General features: G+C 69.1%; 17 protein-coding genes. 15 read left to right on the forward strand and 2 right to left on the reverse strand.

The features are described from left to right. Positions 1–399: 399 nt before the first annotated feature. Positions 400–1785 carry an RICIN domain-containing protein gene (locus tag ACIBF8_RS03530; protein WP_396780754.1) on the forward strand — a complete coding sequence of 462 codons (1386 nt, stop codon included), beginning with the start codon at positions 400–402 and terminating at the stop codon, positions 1783–1785. A 109-nt stretch (positions 1786–1894) separates the two neighbouring features. Here the strand turns inward: ACIBF8_RS03530 and ACIBF8_RS03535 are convergent, their stop codons facing one another. Next, positions 1895–2665, reverse strand: a complete 771-nt coding sequence (locus ACIBF8_RS03535; RefSeq protein WP_396780755.1) for a FadR/GntR family transcriptional regulator — start codon at positions 2663–2665, stop codon at positions 1895–1897. A 146-nt stretch (positions 2666–2811) separates the two neighbouring features. Between ACIBF8_RS03535 and ACIBF8_RS03540 the strand changes: the two genes are divergently transcribed. The 8 genes from ACIBF8_RS03540 (at position 2812) to ACIBF8_RS03575 (ending at position 10879) form a co-directional block, all read left to right on the forward strand. Then, on the forward strand, positions 2812–4074 hold the full coding sequence (locus ACIBF8_RS03540) for an ABC transporter substrate-binding protein (RefSeq protein WP_396780756.1): 1263 nt from the start codon (positions 2812–2814) through the stop codon (positions 4072–4074). 4 nt (positions 4075–4078) lie between these two features. Then, entirely contained in the window at positions 4079–5059 is a 981-nt protein-coding gene (locus ACIBF8_RS03545) for a carbohydrate ABC transporter permease (RefSeq protein WP_396780757.1), read from the forward strand. Continuing rightward, positions 5059–5886, forward strand: coding sequence for a carbohydrate ABC transporter permease (locus ACIBF8_RS03550; protein WP_396780758.1), 828 nt, complete (start codon positions 5059–5061; stop codon positions 5884–5886). The genes ACIBF8_RS03545 and ACIBF8_RS03550 overlap by 1 nt, the downstream gene beginning before the upstream one ends. Before the next feature lies 1 nt (position 5887). Next, the gene (locus ACIBF8_RS03555; RefSeq protein WP_396780759.1) at positions 5888–7111 is read left to right on the forward strand and encodes a mandelate racemase/muconate lactonizing enzyme family protein; all 1224 of its coding nucleotides are present in this window, start codon (positions 5888–5890) and stop codon (positions 7109–7111) included. A gap of 105 nt (positions 7112–7216) precedes the next feature. Then, complete coding sequence (locus ACIBF8_RS03560; protein WP_396780760.1) at positions 7217–8242, forward strand: zinc-binding dehydrogenase; 1026 nt, start codon at positions 7217–7219, stop codon at positions 8240–8242. Beyond that, on the forward strand, positions 8239–9000 hold the full coding sequence (locus ACIBF8_RS03565) for an SDR family NAD(P)-dependent oxidoreductase (RefSeq protein ID WP_396780761.1): 762 nt from the start codon (positions 8239–8241) through the stop codon (positions 8998–9000). The genes ACIBF8_RS03560 and ACIBF8_RS03565 overlap by 4 nt, the downstream gene beginning before the upstream one ends. Next, positions 8997–9875: an amidohydrolase family protein gene (locus tag ACIBF8_RS03570; protein WP_396780762.1), complete on the forward strand. Its 879-nt coding sequence runs from the start codon at positions 8997–8999 to the stop codon at positions 9873–9875. Before ACIBF8_RS03565 ends, ACIBF8_RS03570 begins: the two co-directional genes overlap by 4 nt. Beyond that, a complete protein-coding gene (locus ACIBF8_RS03575) occupies positions 9872–10879 on the forward strand; it encodes an aldo/keto reductase (protein ID WP_396780763.1) in 1008 nt (335 codons plus the stop codon). The genes ACIBF8_RS03570 and ACIBF8_RS03575 overlap by 4 nt, the downstream gene beginning before the upstream one ends. Before the next feature lie 123 nt (positions 10880–11002). Here ACIBF8_RS03575 and ACIBF8_RS03580 read toward each other — a convergent pair whose 3' ends face one another. Then, positions 11003–14554: a ThuA domain-containing protein gene (locus tag ACIBF8_RS03580; protein WP_396780764.1), complete on the reverse strand. Its 3552-nt coding sequence runs from the start codon at positions 14552–14554 to the stop codon at positions 11003–11005. 524 nt (positions 14555–15078) lie between these two features. Here ACIBF8_RS03580 and ACIBF8_RS03585 point away from each other — a divergent pair. From ACIBF8_RS03585 to ACIBF8_RS03610, 6 genes are all read left to right on the forward strand, one after another. After that, positions 15079–16590: a sugar ABC transporter ATP-binding protein gene (locus ACIBF8_RS03585; RefSeq protein WP_396780766.1), complete on the forward strand. Its 1512-nt coding sequence runs from the start codon at positions 15079–15081 to the stop codon at positions 16588–16590. Beyond that, positions 16587–17558: an ABC transporter permease gene (locus ACIBF8_RS03590; RefSeq protein ID WP_396780767.1), complete on the forward strand. Its 972-nt coding sequence runs from the start codon at positions 16587–16589 to the stop codon at positions 17556–17558. The genes ACIBF8_RS03585 and ACIBF8_RS03590 overlap by 4 nt, the downstream gene beginning before the upstream one ends. A 2-nt stretch (positions 17559–17560) precedes the next feature. Next, a complete protein-coding gene (locus ACIBF8_RS03595; protein WP_396780769.1) occupies positions 17561–18544 on the forward strand; it encodes an ABC transporter permease in 984 nt (327 codons plus the stop codon). A gap of 13 nt (positions 18545–18557) precedes the next feature. Then, positions 18558–19739 (forward strand): substrate-binding domain-containing protein, encoded by a 1182-nt coding sequence (locus ACIBF8_RS03600; RefSeq protein ID WP_396780770.1) that lies wholly within the window; start codon positions 18558–18560, stop codon positions 19737–19739. A 7-nt stretch (positions 19740–19746) separates the two neighbouring features. Next, positions 19747–20598: a sugar phosphate isomerase/epimerase family protein gene (locus ACIBF8_RS03605; protein WP_396780771.1), complete on the forward strand. Its 852-nt coding sequence runs from the start codon at positions 19747–19749 to the stop codon at positions 20596–20598. 79 nt (positions 20599–20677) lie between these two features. Then, positions 20678–23071, forward strand: a complete 2394-nt coding sequence (locus ACIBF8_RS03610; RefSeq protein ID WP_396780772.1) for a ricin-type beta-trefoil lectin domain protein — start codon at positions 20678–20680, stop codon at positions 23069–23071. Positions 23072–23117: the final 46 nt, after the last annotated feature.

Here is a 23117-nt window from a genome sequence, read left to right on the forward strand (position 1 = left end):
GCCCCACCCACTGTGAGCGATACATCCAATGCGTCAGGTGGTCCGTTTCGCCGTGTCGGTGCGTGCCCATCGAGTCGACCCAGGTCCCGAGGCTGATGTCGTAGGGCCGCCGCCGAGCCACCGATCGGATCGATACCAATCGTTTGACGTATGACGTCGTTAGCGCTAATTTTCACCCGCGGGCCACGCGGCTGCCGGGAGCCAGGGTGTCGCACCGCGCGGCTCGGCACGGGCCTGCTTCGAGCCCGGATCGTGGCATCGCCATCGACGCGCGCCGCTGGTCGCAGGTCGCCCGCACAACACCCCAGACGTGCTGACGCCACCACCAAGTCGCCGGCACACACGCCAGGGCACGCGCGGGCGTTCTGCTCGTGGTGACCCCGATCGAAGGAGTGGACCATGAATGCCCTCGGTGAGGCTCGTCCCGCCTCTCGACAGAGACGTCGCTGGCGGTCAGGGTTGGCTGCGGCGGCGGCCACGGTCATGGCAGCCAGCGCACTCGTCGCGGTCAACGCGGCGCCCGCGGCGGCAGCGACCGTGGACACCAACGCCTGGTACACCCTGGTCAACCGCAACAGCGGCAAGGCCCTGGACCTGTACGCCTCGGCCACCAACGACGGCGCACGGATCAGCCAGTGGACGCGCAACAACGGTGCCAACCAGCAGTGGCAGTTCGTCGACTCCGGGAGTGGCTACTACCGGATCAAGTCGCGGCACTCGGGCAAGGTGCTCGATGTCAGCAACTTCTCCACCGCCGACGGCGGTGCGATCGTGCAGTGGTCCGACCTCAACGGGACGAACCAGCAGTTCCGGCTGGCCGACTCGGACGGCGGCTACGTGCGGCTGATCAGCCGGCACAGCAGCAAGGCCGTCGAGGTGCAGGGCGCGTCCACCGCCGACGGCGGAAACATCGTGCAGTACGCCGACTGGAACGGCGCCAACCAGCAGTGGCAACTCGTCCCCGTCGACGGCGGAAACCCGCCGCCGTCGGGTGGTAGTGGGTGTGGCAAGGCGCCGACGCTGTCCAGCGGCACGCACACGATCCAGAGCAACGGCAAGAGCCGCACCTTCATCCTGCGGGTGCCGGCCAACTACAACAACAGCAACCCCTACCGGCTGATCTTCGCCTTCCACTGGCGCGGCGGCACCATGCAGGACATCTCCTCCGGCGGCACCAGCGGTGCCGCATGGTCCTACTACGGGCAGCAGGAGCAGTCGAACAACAGCGCGATCCTGGTCGCGCCCCAGGGGTTCGGCAACGGCTGGGGCAACGCCGGCGGTGAGGACATCACCTTCGTCGACGACATGATCAGCCGGATCGAGAGCAGCCTCTGCGTCAATCCGCGGCAGCGGTTCGCGCTCGGCTTCAGCTGGGGTGGTGGCATGAGCTACGCCGTCGCGTGCGCGCGGGCCACCGTCTTCCGGGCCGTCGCGGTCATCTCCGGTGCGCAGATCAGCGGGTGCAGCGGCGGTACGCAGCCGATCGCGTACTTCGGGCTGCACGGCATCACGGACAACGTCCTGAACATCTCCCAGGGTCGGGCGCTGCGCGACACCTTCGTCCGGAACAACGGTTGCACGGCGCAGAGCCCGCGCGAGCCGGCAACCGGCAGCCGTACCCACATCACGACCGCCTACTCGGGTTGCCGGGCCGGGTACCCGGTGCAGTGGGCCGCGTACGACAACGGTCACATGCCGGGCCCGGTGGACGGCACCTACGCCGAGAGCGGCATCACGACCTGGACCAAGGGTGAGATCTGGAGATTCTTCGCCCAGTTCTCGTAGGGCTGGTCGGTCTCGGGTGGCGGCGCCTGCTCCCGTGCCTCGGGGGTGGGCGCCGTGCCGGTGCCCGCGACGGTCAACGTTGTCTCGACGGTCAGCGTTGTTTCGGCGGTCAGCGTTGCAGGCGAACCGGGCTGCCCGAGCCACTGCGACGAACCAGCCAGGCCTCGGTGATGTGGGTGAACATCGCCTCGGCGGCACCGTTGGAGTCGTGGGCGGCGATGCGCTCGTAGATGCGTCGGTGGCCCTGGTTGGACGCGACGCACAACGCGCGTTCGGTCCGGCCCATGTAGCGAGCGGTGTTGATGACCTGGCTCTCCAGCGCGCGTACGACGCCACGGGCGATGCGGTTCCCGGATGCCTGCATGATCGTGTCATGGAAGGCCCGGTCGTGGTCGTGGTAGGTGACGTGGTCGTCGACGAGTTCGTCCATCCGGTCCACCATGGCCCGCAGTCGATCGATGGTGTCGGCGTCGGCGAGGCGGGCGGCGACGTTCGCCATGTCGGACTCCAGCACCCGTCGGGTGACGACCAGGTCGTCCAGGATGGCGAGGCTGTCGTCCACCGCGATGGTGGCCGCGAGGACCAACTCGTCGAGCATGTCCCAGTGGGACGGCGGGGTGACCATGGTGCCGGCGCCCTGGCGGACCTGCACGAGCCCCTTCTCCTGAAGGATCTTCACTGCCTCCCGCACGACGGTCCGGCTCACGCCGAAGGTCTCGCAGAGGATCGGCTCGGGGGGTAGGGACGTCCCGGACGGGTGCACGCCGCGGACGATGCGCTCCACCAGTTCGGCGGTGACCGCCCTGGCGAGGTTGGTCGGTCGACGCACCCACGCCGGGGTTGCCGGGCTGTTCAGGGCTGTCTCCTGCGGTGGCGTCATGTCCCCCTCCGAATGGCTCGCCGTGGCACGACGTCTGGGTCAGTGTACGGCCGAGTGTTGACGTCACACGTCATACGAGTTACCTTCCGGTCAACATTGGCTCGCGGGGTACCCGCCGGCCACCCCCCATATAGAGGTGACAACTGATGAGACAGCGCGCAATATGGTCGGCCGTCCTCGTTGTGGGCCTGGCCCTGGCCGGTTGTGGAAGTGCTAGCGATTCGGGCAAGTCAACCAGCTCGGACGGCAAGTTGGTGGTGTGGGACTGGAAGTCCGGCGAGCCGTTCGCCAAATCCTATCTGGACAAGGCCAAGGCCGACTTCAAGAAGAAGCACGCCGACGTCGAGGTCGAGTTCGTCGCACAGCCCTTCGACCAGTACTACACCCTGCTCGGTGCGGCGATCCAGTCCGGCAAGGGCCCGGACGTCATGCTGTTCAACGGTGGCGGCCAGATCCGCGACCGGGTGGACGCGCTGGTGCCCCTCGACGAGTACGTGGCCGAGGACAAGCAGCGGTTGGCCGGCTGGGACGCCTTCGCCAAGGACGGCAAGACCTACGCCGCCCCGGTGACGCTCCAGGGTTACCCCATCTACTACAACAAGACGATCTACCAGAAGGCGAACCTCGACCCGGCCAGCCCGGCCACCACGTGGGACAAGTTCGTCGCCGACTGCGCCGCCATCGCCAAGGCCGGTTCCAAGTGCTTCGCCCTCGGCAACAAGGAGGGCGTCGGCATCCAGTTCTGGCTCTCCAGCATGGGCTCGACGACCCTCACCGCCGCGGAGTACGACGCTTGGATCGCCGGCAAGCGCGACTGGAACTCGGCCAACGTCAAGCGGCTCTTCCAGCTCTGGAAGGAGACCGGCGACAAGAAGATGAACAGCGACGGGGCCAACTCGACCGCGATGTTCAACGATTCCTTCGCGCTCTTCCAGTCCGGTAAGGCCGCCCACGTGATGGGGCTGATGTCGGACGTGGGGCACTGGCAGGACTTCAACGAGTTCCTGACCCCGGAGAAGCTCGGCGTCATGAAGGCCCCGGTCGTCACCGCCGGCACCACTCCGACCCTGCCGTACGACGGCGGCATCGGATACGCGGTCGCCAAGTGGACGAAGGACCCGAAGGTCGCCGCCGACCTGGTGCGCTCGCTGAGCTCGGCCGACGCGTTGAAGGCCTTCTACGCCGATGCCGGCGCGATCGCCGCCGACACGACCATCGACGTGTCGCAGGCCGGTCCGGCCGCCACCACGATCGTCAGCGAGCTGAAGACCGGTAAGCCGGCGCTGCACGTGGCGCTCTCCTCGAAGACGATCGACCTGATGGGGCGCCTCTCCCAGCAGCTGCTCAGCGGTTCGATCACCGTCGACGAGGTGGTGAAGCAGTTGGCCGCTTCCGACCAGGCGGGCTGACCTCGTGCCGATCGGAAACACGCAACCGTCGGTCCGTCCGGCTTCGGCCGGACGGGCCGGCGGGGCGGCGGCCACCCCCGCCGCGCATCGCAGTGGCGCACAACCCCGTCGCACCCGCGGCGGCCGGGGAGCCGAGCGCTACGCCCCGTACATCCTGGTCGCCCCGGCCGTCCTGATCATCGTGCTGTTGCGGCTCTACCCGCTGATTCTCGGCGTCAACTTCTCGTTCACCGGTGACGGCGCGCAGAACGGGACGGCGGTTGGTTTCGGCAACTATCGCGAGCTCTTCGCCGACCCGCTGTTCCAGACCGCGCTGAAAAACGTCGGGCTGCTGGTGCTTCTGCTGCCGGTGGCGGTGGCGATCCCCGGTCTGCTCGCGACGTTCATCTACCTCCGGGTGCCGGGCCACCGCTTCTACCGGAGCGTCTACTTCTTCCCGGCGGTGCTGTCGCCGGTCATCGTCGGTGCGATCTTCAACCTGCTGCTCGCCTTCGACGGCCCGCTCAACGCCGTCCTCGGGTCGTTCGGTGTCGGGCCGGTGGACTGGCTCGGGGACCCGGACATCGCGATGTTCATGGTGGTGGGCGTGCATATCTGGGCCACCTTCGGCATGGCCCTGGTCGTGTTCCTCGCCGGGTTCGCCACGCTGGACCCCGCACTGCTGGACGCTGCCCGGGTGGACGGGGCGTCGCTCCGCCAGGTGGTCTGGCACGTGATCGTCCCGGGCCTCTCGCGCACCATCCAGTTCGTCTTCGTGACCACGATGATCGGGATGCTGACCTCGATGTTCGGGCTGCTCTTCGTGATGACCAGCGGCGGGCCGGAGGGGTCGACGTACCTACCGGAGTTCTACATCTGGAAGCAGCAGGGCCAGATGAACCGTCCGGCTCTCGCCTCGGCAGCCTCGACGATCCTCTTCATGATCATGCTCGTCGTGGGGCTTCTCCAGATCAAGCTGCTCGAACGATCCGGAAAGGAGGACTGATGTCTCGCCTCCGCCTGGGACGGTGGCTGATCGCCATCCCCATGTCGCTGCTCGCCCTGGCGACGATCTACCCCCTGCTCTTCACCGCCAACGTCGCGATGAAGACCCGGCGTGACTACATCCTCGACCGGTTCGGCCTGACCGACGCGGTGCGCTGGGAGAACATCAGCACGGCGTGGAACAGCGTCGGCATGGGCCGCTACTTCGTCAACTCGCTGCTCGTGGTGACGGTGTCGGTGCTCCTGCTGCTGCTGTTCGGGTCGATGGCCGGCTTCGCCCTGAGTCAGCTGCGGTTTCGCGGCTCGTCGGCGTTGTTCCTCGGATGCCTTGCGGGGCTCTTCATCCCGTTCCAGGTGATCATGGTGCCGCTCGCTCGGATCATGGCGGACACCGCGCTCATCGACACGTACCCCGGCCTGATCCTGGTCTACGTGGCCCAGTTCCTGCCCTTCACGGTCTTTCTCATGACGAGTTACTACCGGGGCATCCCGCCGGAGATCGTCGACGCCGCGCGGATCGACGGCAACACCGTGTACGGCGTGTACCGCCGGATCATGCTGCCGCTGGGCACCCCGGCACTGTTGTCGGTCGGCATCCTCAACGCCCTGTTCTGCTGGAACGACGTCCTCATGGCGTTGGTGATGATGCCCTCGGCCGAGCACCGGACGCTCATGATCGGTGTGACCTCGTTGCGCGGGCAGTACTCCGACAACATCCCCACCTTCGCCTCTGGGGTGCTGATCGCCGCGATACCCGTCCTGTTGGTCTACCTGTTCCTCCAGCGCCAAATTGCCGACGGCGTCGCCGCCGGTTCCACGAAGGGTTGACATGCGGATCACGGGATATCGGACGCTCAGCACGGTTCAGGAATGGGGGCGGCCCGTCGGCGATGCCAACGGGGTGTTCGCCGATGGGGTGGTCCCCGTCTCGATCGTCGTCGTCGACACCGACGAGGGCATCTCGGGAGTCGGCCTCGGGCCGCACGTCGAGATCGAGCGGATCTTCGCAGCAATCGAGGGTGAGGATCCCCGTGCCGTGACGTCCCTGTACGACCGCATGTTGCGGCACACCTTCAAGGCGGGCCACGCAGGGCCGGTCTTCGGCACCATCGGCGCCCTGGACACCGCCCTCTGGGACATCAAGGCGCAGGCCGCCGGCGAACCACTCTGGCGGCTGCTGGGCGGACGTGACCGGCGGGTCAACGCCTACGCCTCCGGCCTGGACATCGGGCTCACCGACGATGAACTCGTCGCGGAGTACGAGGTCTACGCGAGCCACGGCCTGCGCGCCGCCAAGCTCAAGGGCGGCCTCGACATCGAGAGCGACCGGCACCGGCTCGGCCTGGTCAGGGACGTCCTGACCCAGGCCGGGCACGGCCGGCGGCCGGGTCTGATGCTCGACGTCAACGAGGCGTGGACCCGCAAGCAGGCCGTCCGGCACGTCTGCGAACTGGAGCGCACCCTGGACCTCATCTGGATCGAGGAACCGGTCCGACGCTGGGACGCCGAAGGTCTCGCCGCGGTCAGCCGAGGAGTTTGCGCGTCGGTAGCCACCGGGGAGAACCTCACCGGGCTCGAACAGTATCGGCCGCTGATCGCCGCTGGCGCGGTCGACGTCGTCCAGATGGCGGCCGTCTGGGGGGTCACCCACTTCCTGCGGACGTCCGCCCTGGCCCACGCCCACGACCTGCCGGTCAGCCCGATCGGCAACAGCCCGATCGGGCTGCTGCACGCCGCGACCTCGGTGCCGAACCACCTGACCAGCGAGTTGCAGGACCTGCATCCACCGGTCGGCGTCTCCATCGATCTGCACGTCGAGGATGGCGCCTTCATCCTCGGCGACTCACCCGGGCTCGGGGTCCGGGTGGACGAGGAACGGATCCGGGCGGTTAACCGCAGCCCGCAGGCGCAGACGGCCGAGAGCCCCAACGTCCGGCCGGAGCGGGCCGGTCGGCGACTGCTGGGCGGGGTGGACGGCGTGCTCCCCGCCCGCCAGGTGCCGGTCGTGCCGCTGAACTCCCACAACGAGGTGTCGCCGACCGTACGGCACTGAGCTGACCACCAGAACCGGAAGGCGTGGGTGCATCGCGAGGGCGGTGCACCCACGGCCATGCCCGGTCGGCACGACCGACGTACCGACCGTCGAGACGGAGGAACGATGAAGGCAGTCGTCTACCGGGGCGCGCGAGACCTCGGAATCGAGGACCGTGACCCGGAGCCACCGGGCCGCGGCCAGGTACGCATCGAGGTGGCGTACACCGGGATCTGCGGCACGGATCTGCACATCTACCACGGCGACATGGACGCCCGGGTCGGCGGCTCCGCGATCATCGGACACGAGATGTCCGGGCGGATCGCGGCTGTCGGCGAGGACGTGACCGGCTGGACCGTCGGTCAGGCCGTCACCGTGATGCCGACCCGTCCCTGCGGACGGTGTGCGGCCTGCCAGCGGGGAAACTCCCACGTCTGCCACGCGATGAACTTCCTCGGCATCGATTCACCGGGCGCCATGCAGTCGTCCTGGACGGTGCCGGTGGAGCTGGTCCTGCCGCTGCCGGAGGAGTTGCCGCTCGACCACGCCGCGCTCGTCGAGCCGGTCGCGGTCGCGGTGCACGACGTACGCCGGGGGAACGTGACCGCCGACGACCAGGTGGTCGTGGTCGGCGGTGGCCCGGTCGGGGTCCTCATCGCCACCGTCGCGCGGAGCCGGGGCGCCCGGGTGCTCCTCGTCGAGCTGGACCCGTTCCGACGCGAGGTGGCGGAAGGGATCGGGATCGAAACCGTCGACCCGCGATCGACGGATGTCGTGGCGCTGGTCAACGACCGCACCGACGGCGCGGGCGCCGACATCGCCTTCGAGGTGTCCGGCGCCGCGGCCGGGGTCACCACGGCGGTCGACGTCCTCACCACTCGCGGGCGGCTGGTCATGGTGGCTATCCATCCCCAGCCCCGGGAGGTCAACCTGCACCGGTTCTTCTGGCGTGAGCTGGAACTCCTCGGTGCCCGGCTCTATCAGCGCGACGACATGGTGGAGGCGATCCGGCTGGTCGCGTCGGGTGCGATCCCGGCACGGCAGCTCATCTCCCGGGTCGAGCCGGTCGAGGCCGCCAGCGCGGCCTTCGCGGCGCTGGAGGGTGGCGGCATCATGAAGGTGCTGCTCGATGTGCGGGAGGGTAACCAGTGACGACGTTGTTCGACCTGTCCGGACGGACCGCCGTCGTGACCGGGGCGCGGCGCGGCATCGGCCTCGCCATGGCCGAGGCCCTGGCCCTGGCCGGTGCCGACATCGTGGGCGTCTCCGCCCAGCTCGAGGCGGAGGGCAGCGAGGTCGAGCGCCGCGTGCGCGCCGCCGGCCGCCGGTTCACCGCGCTGCGGGCGGACCTCGGCGACCGGGCGGCCGTGCACCGGTTGGCCCGCGACATCATCGCGCTCGGGCCGGTCGACATCCTGGTGAACAACGGCGGCACGATCGCCCGGACCCCGGCTGCGGAGCACCCGGACGAGATGTGGGACCAGGTGATCGAGGTGAACCTCAGCAGCCAGTTCGTGCTGAGCCGGGAGATCGGCCGGACGATGGTCGAGCGCGGCCGAGGGAAGATCATCTTCACCGCGTCGCTGTTGAGTTTCCAGGGCGGCATCACCGTCCCCGGTTACGCCGCGTCCAAGTCGGGGGTGGCCGGCCTCACCAAGGCGCTGGCGAACGAGTGGGCGGCGCACGGGGTGAACGTCAACGCCATCGCCCCCGGCTACATCGCCACCGACAACACCCAGGCGCTGCGCGACGACCCCGACCGCAACCAGGCGATCCTCGGCCGGATCCCGGCCGGGCGGTGGGGCCGGGCCGACGATCTGGGCGGTGCCACGGTGTTCCTGGCGTCGACCGCGTCGGACTACGTCAACGGCGTGGTGCTGCCCGTCGACGGCGGCTGGTTGGGCCGATGACGGGCGCACTGGAGCCCGGCCGCCCCGGGATCATCGACGCACACCACCACCTCTGGGTCCGGGCGCGGCATCCGCAGCCGTGGATCGACCCGGTGACCATGGCGGCCATCGACGCCGACTTCGAACCCGCCGATCTCGCCCCGCTGGCCCGGGCGGCCGGCGTCACCGCGACAGTGGTGGTGCAGTCCATCGCCTCCGAGACGGAGACGGCGGACCTGTTGGGCGTGGCGGCCGAGGACACCCTGGTTCGTGGGGTCGTCGGCTGGGTGGACCTGACCGCCGACGATGTCACCGACCGTCTCGACCGGCTGCGGGACGCCCGGGGCGGGGAGCGTCTCGTCGGCATCCGCCACCTCGTGCAGTCCGAGAGCGACCCGGCGTACCTGGACCGTCCGGACGTCCGTCGGGGGATTGCCGCGGTCGGCGCCGCCGGCCTCGTCTTCGACCTGCTGGTACGCCAGCACCAACTCCCCATGGCCGCGCGTCTCACGCGCGACCTGCCCGAGGTGCGCTTCGTCCTCGACCACCTCGGCAAGCCCGCGCTCGGCCGGCCGGAGCTGGCGGAGTGGCGCCGCGACCTGCGGGCGTCGGCGGCCTCACCCAACACGACGGCGAAGCTCTCCGGGCTGGTGACGGAGGTGCCGCTCCCGCACTGGACGCCGGGGGACCTGCGACCCGCCGTCGAGGACGCGCTCGACGCGTTCGGGCCGGACCGACTGATGTTCGGCTCGGACTGGCCGGTCTGCCTGCTCGCCAGCTCGTACCAGCGGTGGGTCGACACCCTGGCGGAGTTGCTGGCCGGGCTGGACGAGGCCGACCAGGCGTCGGTCTGGGGCGGGACGGCACGCCGCGTCTACGGGTTGGAGGCGTCATGATGGTCCGCGCACTGCCGCGTCGCCCGGAGGTACGGCTCACCGAGCTGGGCTTCGGCGCGGCCCAGGGCGGCAACCTGTACCGGACGACGACGGACGAGGAGTTCGCCTCGGCGGTCGACGCCGCCTGGGCGGCGGGCGTCCGCTACTTCGACACCGCACCGCACTACGGCCTCGGGTTGTCCGAGCGTCGTCTCGGTGCCGCGTTGCGCCAACGGCCGCGCGACGAGTACGTGGTGTCGACGAAGGTCGGGCGGCTCCTGGTGCCGTCGCCCGAGGACGCGCACCTGCGGGACTCCGACGGGTTCGACGTGCCCGCGACCCACCGGCGGGTGTGGGACTTCAGCCACGACGGCGTGCTCCGTTCCATCGAGGCCAGCTTGGAACGGACCGGGCTGGACCGGATCGACATCGTCTACCTGCACGACCCGGACGACCACTGGGAGCAGGCCGCACAGGAGGCCGTACCCGCCCTGATCGACCTGCGGGACCAGGGCGTCGTGGGTGCCATCGGCGCCGGCATGAACCAGTCGGCGATGCTGGCGCGGTTCGTGCGGGAGACCGACGTCGACGTCATGATGTGCGCCGGGCGGTACACCCTGCTCGAACAGGGCGCCGCCGTCGACCTGCTGCCGGCCGCCGAGAGCCGGGGGGTGGGCGTGGTCATCGCGGGCGTCTACAACTCGGGGCTGCTCTCGCGGGACCGGCCGCCGGCTGACGCCGTCTACAACTACCAGCAGGCCCCGGCGGCGGTGATCGAGCGGGCGCGGCGGATCGCCACGATCTGCGAGACGTACGGGGTGACCCTGCCGCAGGCGGCGCTCGCCTTCGTCCGCCGGCATCCGGCCGTGGTGTCGACGGTGGTCGGCGTCCGCACCGAGGCGCAGGTGGTCGAGACGGTGCGACGGTCCGGCGTCGTCGTGCCGGAGGAGTTGTGGGACGAGCTGGCGGCGGCCGGACTGCTCGCCGCGCCGGCCGGTCGGCACTCTTCGATCCTGCCCGACTGACGACGACTCCCACCTTTGCTCTGCACCCGCGGATGCGACGGCGACGTCCCGGCCGGGACCGGCTCCGATCTTCGGACACCGGTCCCGACCGGGACGTCATCTGTTACCGCGAACTGCTGCGGGTCACACCGCGGTGAACCGCCACTGCTGGTTGGCGGCACTGTGGCAGGTCCACTGCAACAGCCGGGCGCCGTCGGCGGTGGAAGCGCCGTTGACGTCCACGCACAGCCCGCTCAGCACGTTGCGCACCGTGTACACGCCGGAGGTTCCGGTCGCGATTGCGGTGAACTTCTGCTGGTTGCCGTTGTTGCAGGTGGCCTGCTGGAGGAAGGCGCCCGCCGCGGTGGAACTGCCGACCACCTCGACGCACTTGCCGCTGTGCACCGCCTTCAGGTAGACCGCGCCGCTACCAGCGTCGACCGCCTGCCACCTCTGGTTGTTGCCACCGGTGGCGGCCCACTGGGTGATCTGGGCGCCGTCGGCGGTGGAGACACCGCTGACGTCCATCAGCTTTCCGCTGTGCTGTGCCGTGACCGTATAGGTCTTGCCCGCCAGACCGCCGCCGCCGTTGGTGGGTGTCCCGACACCGTTGCCGCCGAAGGTGAACGAGTCCAGGTCGAACCAGTTGTTGGTGCTGCCCTTGAACACCATGTAGAGCGTCTGGGTTCCGCCGAGAGCGGCGACGCTCACCGGTGTCGTGGACTGGTAGTTGTCCCACCCGCCGGTGCCGGGCACCGCCGTGGTGGCCAGCAGCGTGCCGGTCGGCGAGCCGGCGCGCAGCTCGATCGAGCCGCCACCGGAGGGCGACGACAGCCGGTAACTGACGGTCGAGATGCCCGACAGACTCATCGGGCTGAACGCGATCCAGTCGTTGTTGGAGATGTCACCGACGCGCTTGGTGCTCTCCGCCGCCGCCTGATCGACGACCCGGATGCCGGACTGGCTGGTGAAGTACTCGGCCTGCTTGTGCTTCGGTTGCAGGATCGCCTGGGCCGTCCCGGTGAGCGGGGCCGCGCCGCCCGCGCCGCCGCTGTCGGTGTACCGGGCGTTCAGCACGTAGAACAGGTTGGCGCCGTCGGGGTGCCCGCCGAGCAGGTCGGTGGAGATGGTCCCCGAGCAGCCCGGGTACTCGGTGGTCTCGTGTGCGTGGTCGTCGTGACCCAGCGCCGGGTTGAGGAACACCTTCGAGCAGTCGACCGTTCCGCCGTCCGGGTCGGTCACGGTGATCTGGTACGGCACCCGGTCACCGAAGGTGAGCATGCCTCCGTTGGGCGGGGTGGTGATGGTGAGCACCGGTGCGCTGTTGCCGACGGTGATCTGGACGTTGGCGAAGCCTGTCTTGCCGGTGTTGTCGGTGACCTTCAACTGCGCGGTGTAGTTGCCGTTGGCGGTGTACACCTTCGACGGGTTGGCCGCGGTGGAGGTGGTGCCGTCGCCGAACGTCCACTGGTAGCTCAGCGTGTTGCCCGGGTCCGGGTCGGCCGTGCCGGCACTGCTGAACTGGACGGTGAGCGGTGCTCTACCACTGGTGGGTGTGCCGGTGGCCTTGGCGATCGGTGACCGGCCGCCCTGGATGTAGTCGATCCGGTAGAGCCCGGAGTCGCTGTTGCCGCCACCGAAGTTGGTGCCCCACTCCAGCAGGTAGAGCGAACCGTCCTTGCCGAACTCCATGTCCATCGGCTTGTTGAACCGGGTGTTGGGTAGGAACGGGTTGGTGCGGGTCACCGCCGAGGCGGAGTCGAAGTGCACCTCCTTGACGTAGTTGCGCGCCCACTCGTAGAAGAAGTGCACGCCGTCGTAGTAGGGCGGGAACTTCGTCGGGGACGGGTTCGCCGGGTCGTAGCGGTAGACCGGCCCACCCATCGGCGCGGAGCCGCCGGAGCCGAGCTCCGGGAAGGTCGGCGAGGTGCCGTAGCCGTACCACATGTTCGGGGCGACGACCGGCTTCAAGCTGGTCAGGCCGGTGTTGTTGGGCGAGTTGTTGACCGGCGCCGAGCAGTTGAACTTCGAGCCGACCACACCGGTGTCCGGGTTGAACGGCGCGTAGGGCTGGTTGTCACCGTGGCAGAACGGCCAGCCGTAGTTGCCGGGGGTCTTGATCACGTTGAGCTCGACCAGGCCCTCGGGCCCCCGGTTCGTGGTGGGCGGGTTGCGGTCCGGTCCGTAGTCGGCCAGGTAGACCCAGCCGGTGGCCGCGTCGATCGAGAAGCGGAACGGGTTGCGGAAGCCCATCGCGTAGATTTCCGGCTTGGTCTGCGCCGTGCCCTGCGGGTAGAGGTTGCCGGTCGGGATGGTGTAGCCACCGCTGGCCGAGGGGCGGATGCGCAGCAGCTTGCCGCGCAGGTCGTTGGTGTTGCCCGCGGTCCGGGCGGCGTCCAGGTTGGACTTGCCCGAGCGCCAGTCCAGCGGGGCGTAGCCCTGCCAGTTGGGGTCGAGGTTCGGCGGCGTGTCGTCACCGGTGCCGATGTAGAGGTTGCCGTCCGGGCCGAACTCGATGTAGCCGCCGGTATGGCCGGGCTCCGGGAACGTGCGGTCCCGGTACGCCGGGATGTCGATGATCGTCACACCGCTGGACGTGTTCAGCGTGTCGCCGCTGACCGTGTAGCGGGAGACCCGGTTGATGTCGGTGCTGCTGCTGGCCGGCGAGTGGTACAGGTAGATGTACCCGTTGCTGGCGAAGTTGGGGTCCAGCGCCATGCCGGTGAGGCCGTCCTCGCCGCCGGTGTAGACGCTGAGCGTGCCGGCGGTCACGGTGCTGTTGGTGGAGGGCTTGAAGATTTTCACCTGGCCGCCGCGCTGGACGTAGAAGACGCGGCCGTCCGGCGCCACACCCATCGCCATCGGGTCGACGGTGTTGTCGTCGAGGGTGCGCTTCTCGAAGTTGCCCCAGACGGTGCCGCCGCAGTCGCCGGCGAGGTTGCCGGCGGCCCACCGCACGCCACCGAGGACGTGGTTCTGGAAGTTCGTCTCGCTGTAGGAGGCGATCGCATGGCCCATCGCGGTGGCCCACACCCGCCCGCCACCGGCGTTACGACACCAGGAGATCGGGTGGTCCGGCCCCATCGCCCGGGGCCCGGGGTTGTACGTGCGCTCGTCCGCGGTCACCAGGACGTGCACGTTGCCGCGCGGGTTGGCGTCGAAGTTGTACCACTCCTCGCTGCGGTTCCACCGATCCGGCAGGCCGGCCGTCGACGGGTGCTTCTTGTCGGCGACGATGGCGGTGCCGGGCAGGACGCCGGGGGAGTGCTCGGGCATGTGGGCCCCGCCGTTGATGGTCTGGTCCCACCACGGGTACTCGGACTCGATGCCCATGTCGGTGGCGTTGTGGATGCCGACGATGCCCTTGCCGCTGGCGAGATAACCCTCCACCGCCTGGCGCTGGGCCGCCGAGGTCCAGACCATGCCGGAGGTCTGGAACATGATGATGACGTCGAAGGTCGCCAGGTTGCTGGCGGTGAAGACGCTCGAGTCCTCGGTATGCACCAGCTCGAAGTTGTTTGCCGCGGCCTGTTGCTGGAACATCGAGATCCCGGCGGGGATCGAGTCGTGCCGGTAGCCGGCGGTCTTGGTGAACAGCAGGGCGCGGAAGGCCGGGGCCGCCGACGCGGGTGGAGCGAGTCCGAGCGCCAGCAACAGGCCGGCGATCACTGAGATGAGCAATGTGTTGCGACGCATGGCGTCTCCTAGGTTGGACGGGCAACTCCGATAGCGACCACGGGCCTCGCGGTGCGTCAGGTTGTGCCTGGACGCGCGCGACGGCACGAGGGTGGTGGTCGGTCCTCGTGCCGTTCGCCGAAGACGGCAGTCAGACCCGGGGGGCGTCACAGACAGTGACGTTGACTGTGGGTCTCGTCCGGTGATCCACGGGGTCAGGATGAGCTAGGAATAGGTGACTGTCAATTGATGGAGTAACGTCCGACGTTCTGCCCAGGTGACGACGGCCGTGATCGACTCCCTCGCTGCGGCGTCGCTGCCGCTCGAGCTGCGGCCCTGGCAATCAGCCCCGGTCGAGGATTGCGGACCTCCATCCAAACATCTATCTTCATACGTGTGATGTTTCCTCGATGTCAAGGAAATGTTCTCAACGCAAGAACTGAACATCCGTCGATGGCTACGAAAGTTCGATGCCCAGCTCCTCGAAGTCGCCGTAAAGTTCCATCGAATCTTGTAGATGACTACTGTCTGTGAGGGCATTCGGGATGTCAGATCCGCCGCCGACGCCGTTACTCACCCTTCGGGGCATCGGCAAGTCCTTCCTCGGGGTCCGCGTCCTCGACGGTGTCGACCTCGATGTCGTGCCGGGCGAGGTGCACGCCGTGGTCGGTGAGAACGGTGCCGGGAAGTCGACCCTCATGAAGATCGTCTCGGGCGGGTACGCCCCGGACGAGGGCACTGTCGAGTTCGCGGGCGCGGCGCGTACGTTCCGTGGCCCCCGTGACGCCCAGCGGGCCGGCATCGGCATCATCCACCAGGAGTTCAACCTGCTCCCGGAGCGCACCGTCGCGGAGAACGTCTACCTGGGGCACGAGCCGGTCCGGCGCGGGCTCGTCGATCGGCGGGAGATGCTCGACCGCACCACGCGGCTGCTCGCCTCGATCGGTGAGACGACGTTACCCGCCGACGCCCGGGTGGGGCGGTTGGGTGTCGCGCAGCAGCAGGTCGTCGAGATCGCCAAGGCGCTCGCCCTGGACGCGCGGCTGCTCATCATGGACGAGCCGACCGCCGCGCTCGCCGACCACGAGGTCGAGCTGCTCTACGGCCTGGTGCGCCGGCTCCAGCAGCGGGGCATCGGGCTGCTGTACGTCTCGCACCGGCTCGCCGAGGTCTTCGACCTGTCCGGTCGGATCACCGTCCTCAAGGACGGCCGCCGGGTCACCACCGTGGACACCGCGGACACCACCGCCGACCAGTTGGTACGGCACATGGTCGGCCGGGAACTGTCCAGCTACTACCCGGACCGGGCCACCCCCGAGGACCGCGGTCCGGTACGGCTCAACCTCCGCGACGCCGGAAACCGGAAGCTGCGCGACGTCAACCTCCAGTTGCGCGCTGGCGAGGTGCTCGGCATCGGCGGCCTACAGGGCTCCGGGCGGTCCGCACTGGCCCGTGCGATCTTCGGGGTGTCGCCGTTCACGACCGGCGACGTCACGCTCGACGACCGGCCGGTCCGACTGCGCTCGCCCCGCACCGCCATGCGGGCCGGCATCGCCTACGTCACCGAGGACCGCAAGGGCGAGGGGATCGTCCCCCGGCAGTCGGTGCTGGACAACGCGCTGCTCGCCAGCCGGGCCGTCTTCGCGGCGCGGTCCGGTCGTGCGGCCCGCACCGTCCGGGTGCGTGAGTTGCTGGCCGCCGTGGAGGTCCGCTCCGCCGGTGACGACCAGGAGATCCGCTTCCTGTCCGGGGGCAACCAGCAGAAGGTCGTGCTGGCCCGGTGGCTCGCGCTCAACCCGCGGATCCTGCTCTTCGACGAGCCGACCCGGGGCATCGACGTGGGCGCCAAGTCAGCCATCCACGACCTCGTCCGCCGCCTCGCCCGCGATGGCGCGGCCGTGCTGATGATCTCGTCCGACCTGCCGGAGCTGCTGGGGATGAGTGACCGGATCGTCGTCATGCGCGACGGCCGCGTCGCGGGCGAGCTGCCCGCCGGCGCGACCGAGGAGGAGGTCGTCGCGTTGGCGGTCGGGACCGCACGGGAGGCAGTCGCATGACTGCTTTGTCGCTCCGGCCGGCCCGGCGTCCCGTACCGGGCGTCTTCGTGGCCCTGACCCTGACCCTCGCGATCGGCTGGCTGGTCGTCCTGCTCGACGGCGGTCAGCTCTTCAACCAGTCCACGACGGTGAGTCTGCTGCACGTCGCGGCCGGCCTCGGGTTGGTCGCGGTCGGCCAGACCCTGGTCATCCTGGGCGGCTCGCTCGACCTCTCGGTGGCGTACGTGATCAGCCTCAGCACCCTCGTCGCCGCCGAGACGATGAACGGCAGCGACGGTGCGGTGTTGCCGGCGATCGGGCTGGTGCTCGTCGTCAGCGCCGGCGTCGGGTTGCTCAACGGGATCCTCGTCACCAGGTTCCGGGTCAACGCGTTCATCGCGACCCTCGGCGTCGGCTTGCTGCTCAAGGGCTACCTGGACAACGGCTACGACGGCCCGGCCGGCGCTACCGCACCCTCGCTCGTGCAGTCGCTCGGCTACCAGCGCATCGGGCCGGTGCCGGTGTCGTTCCTGCTGTTGGTCGCCGTGACCGCGGCGGCCTGGTTCGCGCTCTCGCGGACCCGTTTCGGCCACCATCTGGTCGCCGTCGGCGGGGATCCGGAGGTGGCCCGGCTCTCCGGCGTCCGCAACGACCGGATCCTCGTCACCGCGCACGTGCTGTGCTCGATGTGCGCGGGGCTCGCCGGCATCTACCTCGCCAGTCGGCTCGGCTCGGGCGCTCCGCGCGTCGGCACCGAGGGCCTCTACGACCTGGAGTCGATCGCCGCGGTGGTGATCGGTGGAACGGCCCTCGCCGGTGGGCGTGGCGGCGTCGTCGGCACGGTCGGCGGGGTGTTGCTGCTCGCCAGCATCGACGCCATCTTCAACCAGCTCGAGGTGGACGCCTTCTTCAAGCAGGTGATCCGGGGCGTCATCATCATCGCCGCGGTCGCCGTCTATGCCCGCCGGGCCATGCGAAAGGCGGCCTAGCCATGCAGACCGTCCAGTCCCGTTCCCTGCCGCTGCGTCTGCCGCGGGTACGCCCCGGTGGTGTCCTGCCGATCCTCGCGATTCTCGCGGTGCTGTTGGTGCTCGTCGGCATTCGGCAGCCCGACTTCCTGGCCCCGCCGTCGCTGATGTCGTTCCTCGGTCGTTCGGCGCCGATCATCCTGCTCGCCGCCGGTCAGTACTTCGTGATCGTCTCCGGTGAGTTCGATCTCTCGGTCGGGTCCCTGGTCACCGCGCAGGTGGTGGTCGCCGCCCGGCTGATCGACAGCGACCCGGCGCGTACCTGGCCGGTGGTGCTGCTCCTGCTCGCGTTCGGAGCACTCGTCGGGCTCGTCAACGGTCTCGTCACGACACGGCTGCGGGTGCCGTCGTTCATCACCACGCTCGGCATGTTCCTGATCCTCGTCGGCGCGGTCTACCTGTGGTCCGACGGCGCCCCCAAGGGTGGGCTCTCCGAGGAGTTCCGGCGGTTCGGCCGGCGGGCCTTCGAGGACGTTCCGGTGCTGGGCCGCGTGCCGTACGCGCTGCTGGTCCTGGTGGTCCTGGCAGTGGCGGCCGTGCTGCTGATGCGGTCCGACTTCGGCCGGACGCTGGTCGCCGTCGGCGACAACCCGCGCACCGCCGAGCTGAGCGGCGTACGCGTCTGGCGTACCCGGACCATCGCCTTCATCCTCAGCGGGCTCGCGGCGGCGATGGCGGCGATCCTGCTGGGCGGCTACAGCGGCGTGTCGTTCCAGGCCGGCGCGGGTCTGGAATTCGGCGCGATCACCGCGGTCGTCCTCGGTGGCGTGGCGCTCGGTGGAGGCCGCGGCGCGGTCGTCGGGGCGATGCTGGGCGCGCTGACCCTGGAACTGCTGTTCGCCCTCATGAATTTCTACGGCGTCTCCGGCGCCCTCAGATCGACCGTCCAGGGCGGGATCATCCTGCTCGCCGTGGCGGTCTCGGCAACGCGTTCTTCGTCGAGATAAAGGGGAAACCATAGTGCGACGTTCCATAGCGGCGCTGGCCGCTGTCACCCTGCTGTCCCTCGCCGCCTGTGCCACCGATGAGCCGGCCGCAAGTCCTTCGGGGAGTGCGTCCGCCGCTGGTTCGGGCACCGGGGACCAGTCGAAGTTCTTCGTGCAGGCCGACTACGACGCCGAGCTCGCGCTGCTCGACGCGGCACCGACGGGCCCGGCCGACAAGCCGTGGGAGCAGGTGCTCAACCCGACGATGGTCGACACCGCCAAGTTCAAGAAGGCCGGCCCGCACAAGATCTGCTTCTCGAACGCGGCCCTGAACAACCCGTGGCGACAGGTCGGGTTCAAGACCATGCAGGCCGAGGTCGAGGCCCAGAAGAGCCGCATCAAGGATTTCGTGCACGTCGATGCCGAGGGTAAGGACCAGAAGCAGATCGCGGACATCAACGACCTGCTCGGCAAGGGCTGCGACGCGCTCATCGTCTCGCCGAACACCACCGCCACGCTCACCCCGGCCGTCGAGGCGGCCTGCCAGGCCGGGCTGCCGGTCGTGGTCTTCGACCGTGGTGTCAACACCAAGTGCCCGGTGACGTTCATCAACCCCATCGGCGGTTACGGTTTCGGCCACGTCGGGGCCGAGTTCGTCAGCCAGAAGATGAAGCCCGGCGGCAAGGTCCTCGCCCTGCGGATCCTGCCCGGCGTCGACGTCCTGGAGACCCGCTGGTCGGCGGCGAAGGTGGCGTTCGACAAGGCGAAGGTCGACGTCGTCGGCGTCGAGTTCACCGACGGTGACCCGGCGAAGACCAAGAAGATCGTCGACGACTACATCCAGCGGTACGGCACGATCGACGGTGTCTGGATGGACGCCGGGGCGGTGGCCGTCGCGGCGGTCGAGGCGTTCCAGGACGCGGGCAAGCCCGTCCCGCCGATGAACGGCGAGGACCAGCTCGACTTCCTGAAGGTCTGGAAGGACAAGAAGCTCACCGCCATCGCGCCGACCTACCCGACCTACCAGTGGCGTACGCCGATCATCGCGGCGCTGCGGATCCTCGACGGCCAGCAGGTGTCCAGCCCGTGGAAGCTGCCGCAGCCGACCGTCACCCAGGACAACCTGGACCAGTACCTCGACCCGAGCATGCCGCCGCTGCACTACGCGATGTGCGGCTGCACCGACCTGCCCGGTTACCCGCAGCGCTGGAAGTAGGGGTCTGGTGTACGCCATCGGTGTCAATCCCTGGGTGTGGGCCTCGCCGGTCGACGACGAGGCCCTCGCCGAGCTGATCCCGCGGATCGCCGCGTTCGGCTTCGACGCGGTCGAACTGCCGATCGAGCAGCCCGGCGACTGGGACCCGATCCGTACCCGGGACCTGCTGGCGGCGCACGGCCTCGTCGCCGTCGGCGTCTGTGCGGTCACCCCGCCGGGGCGGGAACTGGTCGACGCTGCACCGGACGTGGTCGAGGCGACGGTGGCGTACCTCAAGGGCTGCGTGGCGAGCGCGGCGGCCGTCGGCGCGGGATGCGTCGGCGGCCCCGTGTACGCCTCGGTCGGCCGCACCTGGCGGATGTCACCGGCGGCCCGGGCGGCCTGCTACGCCGATTTCCGGCGCGCCCTCGCGCCGGTGGCCGAGCAGGCGGGCGAGTGCGGCGTGAGCATCGGTGTCGAGGCGTTGAACCGCTACGAGACGAGCGTCGTCAACACGATCGAGCAGACCGTCGAGCTGATCGACGGTCTGCCACCGAGCGTCGGCATCATGATCGATACCTACCACATGAACATCGAGGAGGCCGACCCCTACGCGGCGCTCGCCGTCGCCGGCCGGCACATCAAGCACGTCCAGGTCAGCGGCACGAACCGGGGCGCTCCCGGCGCTGACCACTTCGACTGGCCCCGCTTCTTCACCGTTCTGCGGGACACCGGATACCAGGGCTCGATCTGCATCGAGTCGTTCACGGCGGAGAACGAGACCATCGCCACCGCCGCCGCGATCTGGCGTCCGTTGGCCCCCTCGCAGGACCGTCTCGCCACCGACGGCCTGCGCTATCTCCGGGAGCTTCTCGGATGACCGCGACGGCCCGACACCCCCACGCTCGTCGAGGCCGTCCGCCCACCCCCATCCCCTCTCACGTCAGGAGCACCGTCCCGTGTCCTCGTCCCTTCCGCCGCTGCGTCGACTGCTGGCCGGCGCCGCCGCGACAGCGGTGACCGCCCTGGTCGCGGTGACCGCCTCGGCGTCCCCGGCCCTCGCGGCCACCACCACCCTCTACGCGTCACCCACCGGCACCGGCACCAGCTGCTCGGCCAGCCAACCGTGTTCGCTGACCGCGGCGCAGACCGCGGTACGGGCGATCAACAGCACGATGTCCGGCGACATCGTCGTGGAGTTGGCCGGTGGCGCGTACCGGCTCTCGTCGCCGCTGCGGTTCACCGCCGCCGACTCGGGCAACAACGGCTATCAGGTGATCTGGCGGGCGGCCGCCGGCGCGCGTCCGACGATCACCGGCGCCCGGTCGGTCACCGGTTGGTCGCTCGTCGACTCCGGGAAGAACATCTGGCGGGCCAGCGTTCCCGCCGGGCTCGACTCCCGTCAGCTCTACGTGAACGGGGCCGTCGCCACGCGGGCGCGGACCGCCGTCAACCGGTCCGACTTCACCTTCACCACGACCGGCATGCGGTTCACCAACAGCGCTCTGAGCTACCTGAACAATCTCGGCAACCAGAACCGGGTCGAGGTGGAGAGCGTCGGCTCGTTCACCGACCGGTACTCCCCGGTGCAGAGCATCAGCGGAAACTTCCTGACGATGCAGCAGCCCGCGTGGAACAACAACACCTTCGGGTTCGACACCCTCTCCAGCCCGCACCGCGCCGGCCCCTTCTACCTGGCCAACGCGTACGAGTTCCTGGACTCGGCGGGGGAGTGGTATCTCAACCCGGGCAGCGGCCAGCTCAACTACATCCCGCTCGCCGGGCAGAACATGAGCTCGGTCAGCGTCGAGCTGCCGCAGTTGCAGTCCCTGGTCAACGTCGGCGGCACGTACGACGCGCCGGCGCACCACATCTCGTTCAGCGGCATCACCTTCACCGGCACCAGCTGGCTCGGCCCCAGCAGCAGCAACGGCTTCGCCGACCAGCAGACCGGCGCCCACATCACCGGCACCTGGTCCCGCCCGTCCGACGCGCTGACCTCCTGCCAGGCGGGCTGCCCCCAGTTCGAGGCCACCCGCCCGAACTGGAACCAGATGCCCGGCGCCGTGCAGGTCTCCGCGGCCAACACCATCACCTTCAGCGACTCCCAGTTCGTGAACCTCGGGCAGACGGCCATCGGCATCGGCAACGACGCCAACGCCCACGCCAGCGGTGTCGGCCTGGGTGCCAGCAACATCACCGTCACCCGTTCCGAGATCGCCCGCAACTCCGCCGGCGGCATCGTGGTCGGTGGCGTGCGGGCCGACGCCCACCACCCCAGCGACCAGCGGATGGTCAACCGCAACATCACCATCAGCAACAACCGGGTGCACGATCTCGGCCTGGAGTACCGGGGCGTGGTCTCGATCCTGACCACGTACGTGAACACGGCGCTGGTCTCGCACAACGAGGTCTACAACATGCCGTACACCGGCCTGTCGGTCGGCTACGGCTGGGGTGCCAACGACGCCGGCGGCAGTCAGCACTACGCGAACCGGGGGCTGTACAACTACCAGCCGCGGTACACGACGGCCACCACCGCGGCCAACAACCAGGTCATCGGCAACTACGTCCACGACGTCATGCAGCAGATGACCGACGGCGGCTGCATCTACACGCTGTCGGCGAACCCGGGCGGAACCATCAACCAGAACTACTGCCTGCGGACCAACGGCTGGTTCGGGCTCTACTTCGACGAGGGCTCCCGCTACTACACCGCCCGCAACAACGTGTTCTCCTCCACCGGCACCTGGGCCACCGCCAACTACTGGTACGCGGAGAACATGGGCAACTTCACCGTCACCAACAACTGGTCGACGAACAACAGCACGAACGTGACGAACGGCGACCGGGGCAACGTCGTCAACGGCAACGTCACGGTCAGCAACGGCAACTGGCCGTCGGGCGCGCAGACGGTGATCAACGCGGCCGGGGTGCAGAGCGGCGGCAGCACCAACCCGCAGAACGTGCAGCTCGTGGGCGTCCAGTCGGGCCGCTGTGCCGAGATCGGCAACTCCAGCACGACCAACGGCACGCAGGCCCAGATCTGGGACTGCATCAGTGGGGCCACCAACCAGCGGTGGACCCACACGGCCAGCCGGCAGCTCATGGTCTACGGCACCAAGTGCCTGGACGCCTCCGGCCAGGGCACCAGCAACGGCACCACGGTGGTGATCTGGGACTGCAACGGTCAGGCCAACCAGCAGTGGACCATCAACGCCAACGGCACGATCACCGGCGTGCAGTCGGGCCTCTGCCTGGACGCGAACGGTGCCGGGACGGCGAACGGCACGAAGCTGATCCTGTGGTCCTGCAACGGCGGGGCGAACCAGCAGTGGCAGGTGCGCAGCTGACCTAGGAACCGGACACCGACGGGTCCGGGCCGGGCGACACGCCTCG

It is taken from the genome of Micromonospora sp. NPDC050276, assembly GCF_044459545.1.
Taxonomy (GTDB): Bacteria; Actinomycetota; Actinomycetes; order Mycobacteriales; family Micromonosporaceae; genus Micromonospora.

Bases quoted from the DNA above. Each gene is read 5' to 3' on its own strand.
- ACIBF8_RS03580 (WP_396780764.1), bottom strand. From the start codon at position 14,554: ATGCGTCGCAACACATTGCTCATCTCAGTGATCGCCGGCCTGTTGCTG.
- ACIBF8_RS03560 (WP_396780760.1), top strand. From the start codon at position 7,217: ATGAAGGCAGTCGTCTACCGGGGCGCGCGAGACCTCGGAATCGAGGAC.
- ACIBF8_RS03595 (WP_396780769.1), top strand. From the start codon at position 17,561: ATGCAGACCGTCCAGTCCCGTTCCCTGCCGCTGCGTCTGCCGCGGGTA.
- ACIBF8_RS03585 (WP_396780766.1), top strand. From the start codon at position 15,079: ATGTCAGATCCGCCGCCGACGCCGTTACTCACCCTTCGGGGCATCGGC.
- ACIBF8_RS03530 (WP_396780754.1), top strand. From the start codon at position 400: ATGAATGCCCTCGGTGAGGCTCGTCCCGCCTCTCGACAGAGACGTCGC.
- ACIBF8_RS03575 (WP_396780763.1), top strand. From the start codon at position 9,872: ATGATGGTCCGCGCACTGCCGCGTCGCCCGGAGGTACGGCTCACCGAG.
- ACIBF8_RS03570 (WP_396780762.1), top strand. From the start codon at position 8,997: ATGACGGGCGCACTGGAGCCCGGCCGCCCCGGGATCATCGACGCACAC.
- ACIBF8_RS03555 (WP_396780759.1), top strand. From the start codon at position 5,888: ATGCGGATCACGGGATATCGGACGCTCAGCACGGTTCAGGAATGGGGG.
- ACIBF8_RS03535 (WP_396780755.1), bottom strand. From the start codon at position 2,665: ATGACGCCACCGCAGGAGACAGCCCTGAACAGCCCGGCAACCCCGGCG.
- ACIBF8_RS03550 (WP_396780758.1), top strand. From the start codon at position 5,059: ATGTCTCGCCTCCGCCTGGGACGGTGGCTGATCGCCATCCCCATGTCG.
- ACIBF8_RS03590 (WP_396780767.1), top strand. From the start codon at position 16,587: ATGACTGCTTTGTCGCTCCGGCCGGCCCGGCGTCCCGTACCGGGCGTC.
- ACIBF8_RS03540 (WP_396780756.1), top strand. From the start codon at position 2,812: ATGAGACAGCGCGCAATATGGTCGGCCGTCCTCGTTGTGGGCCTGGCC.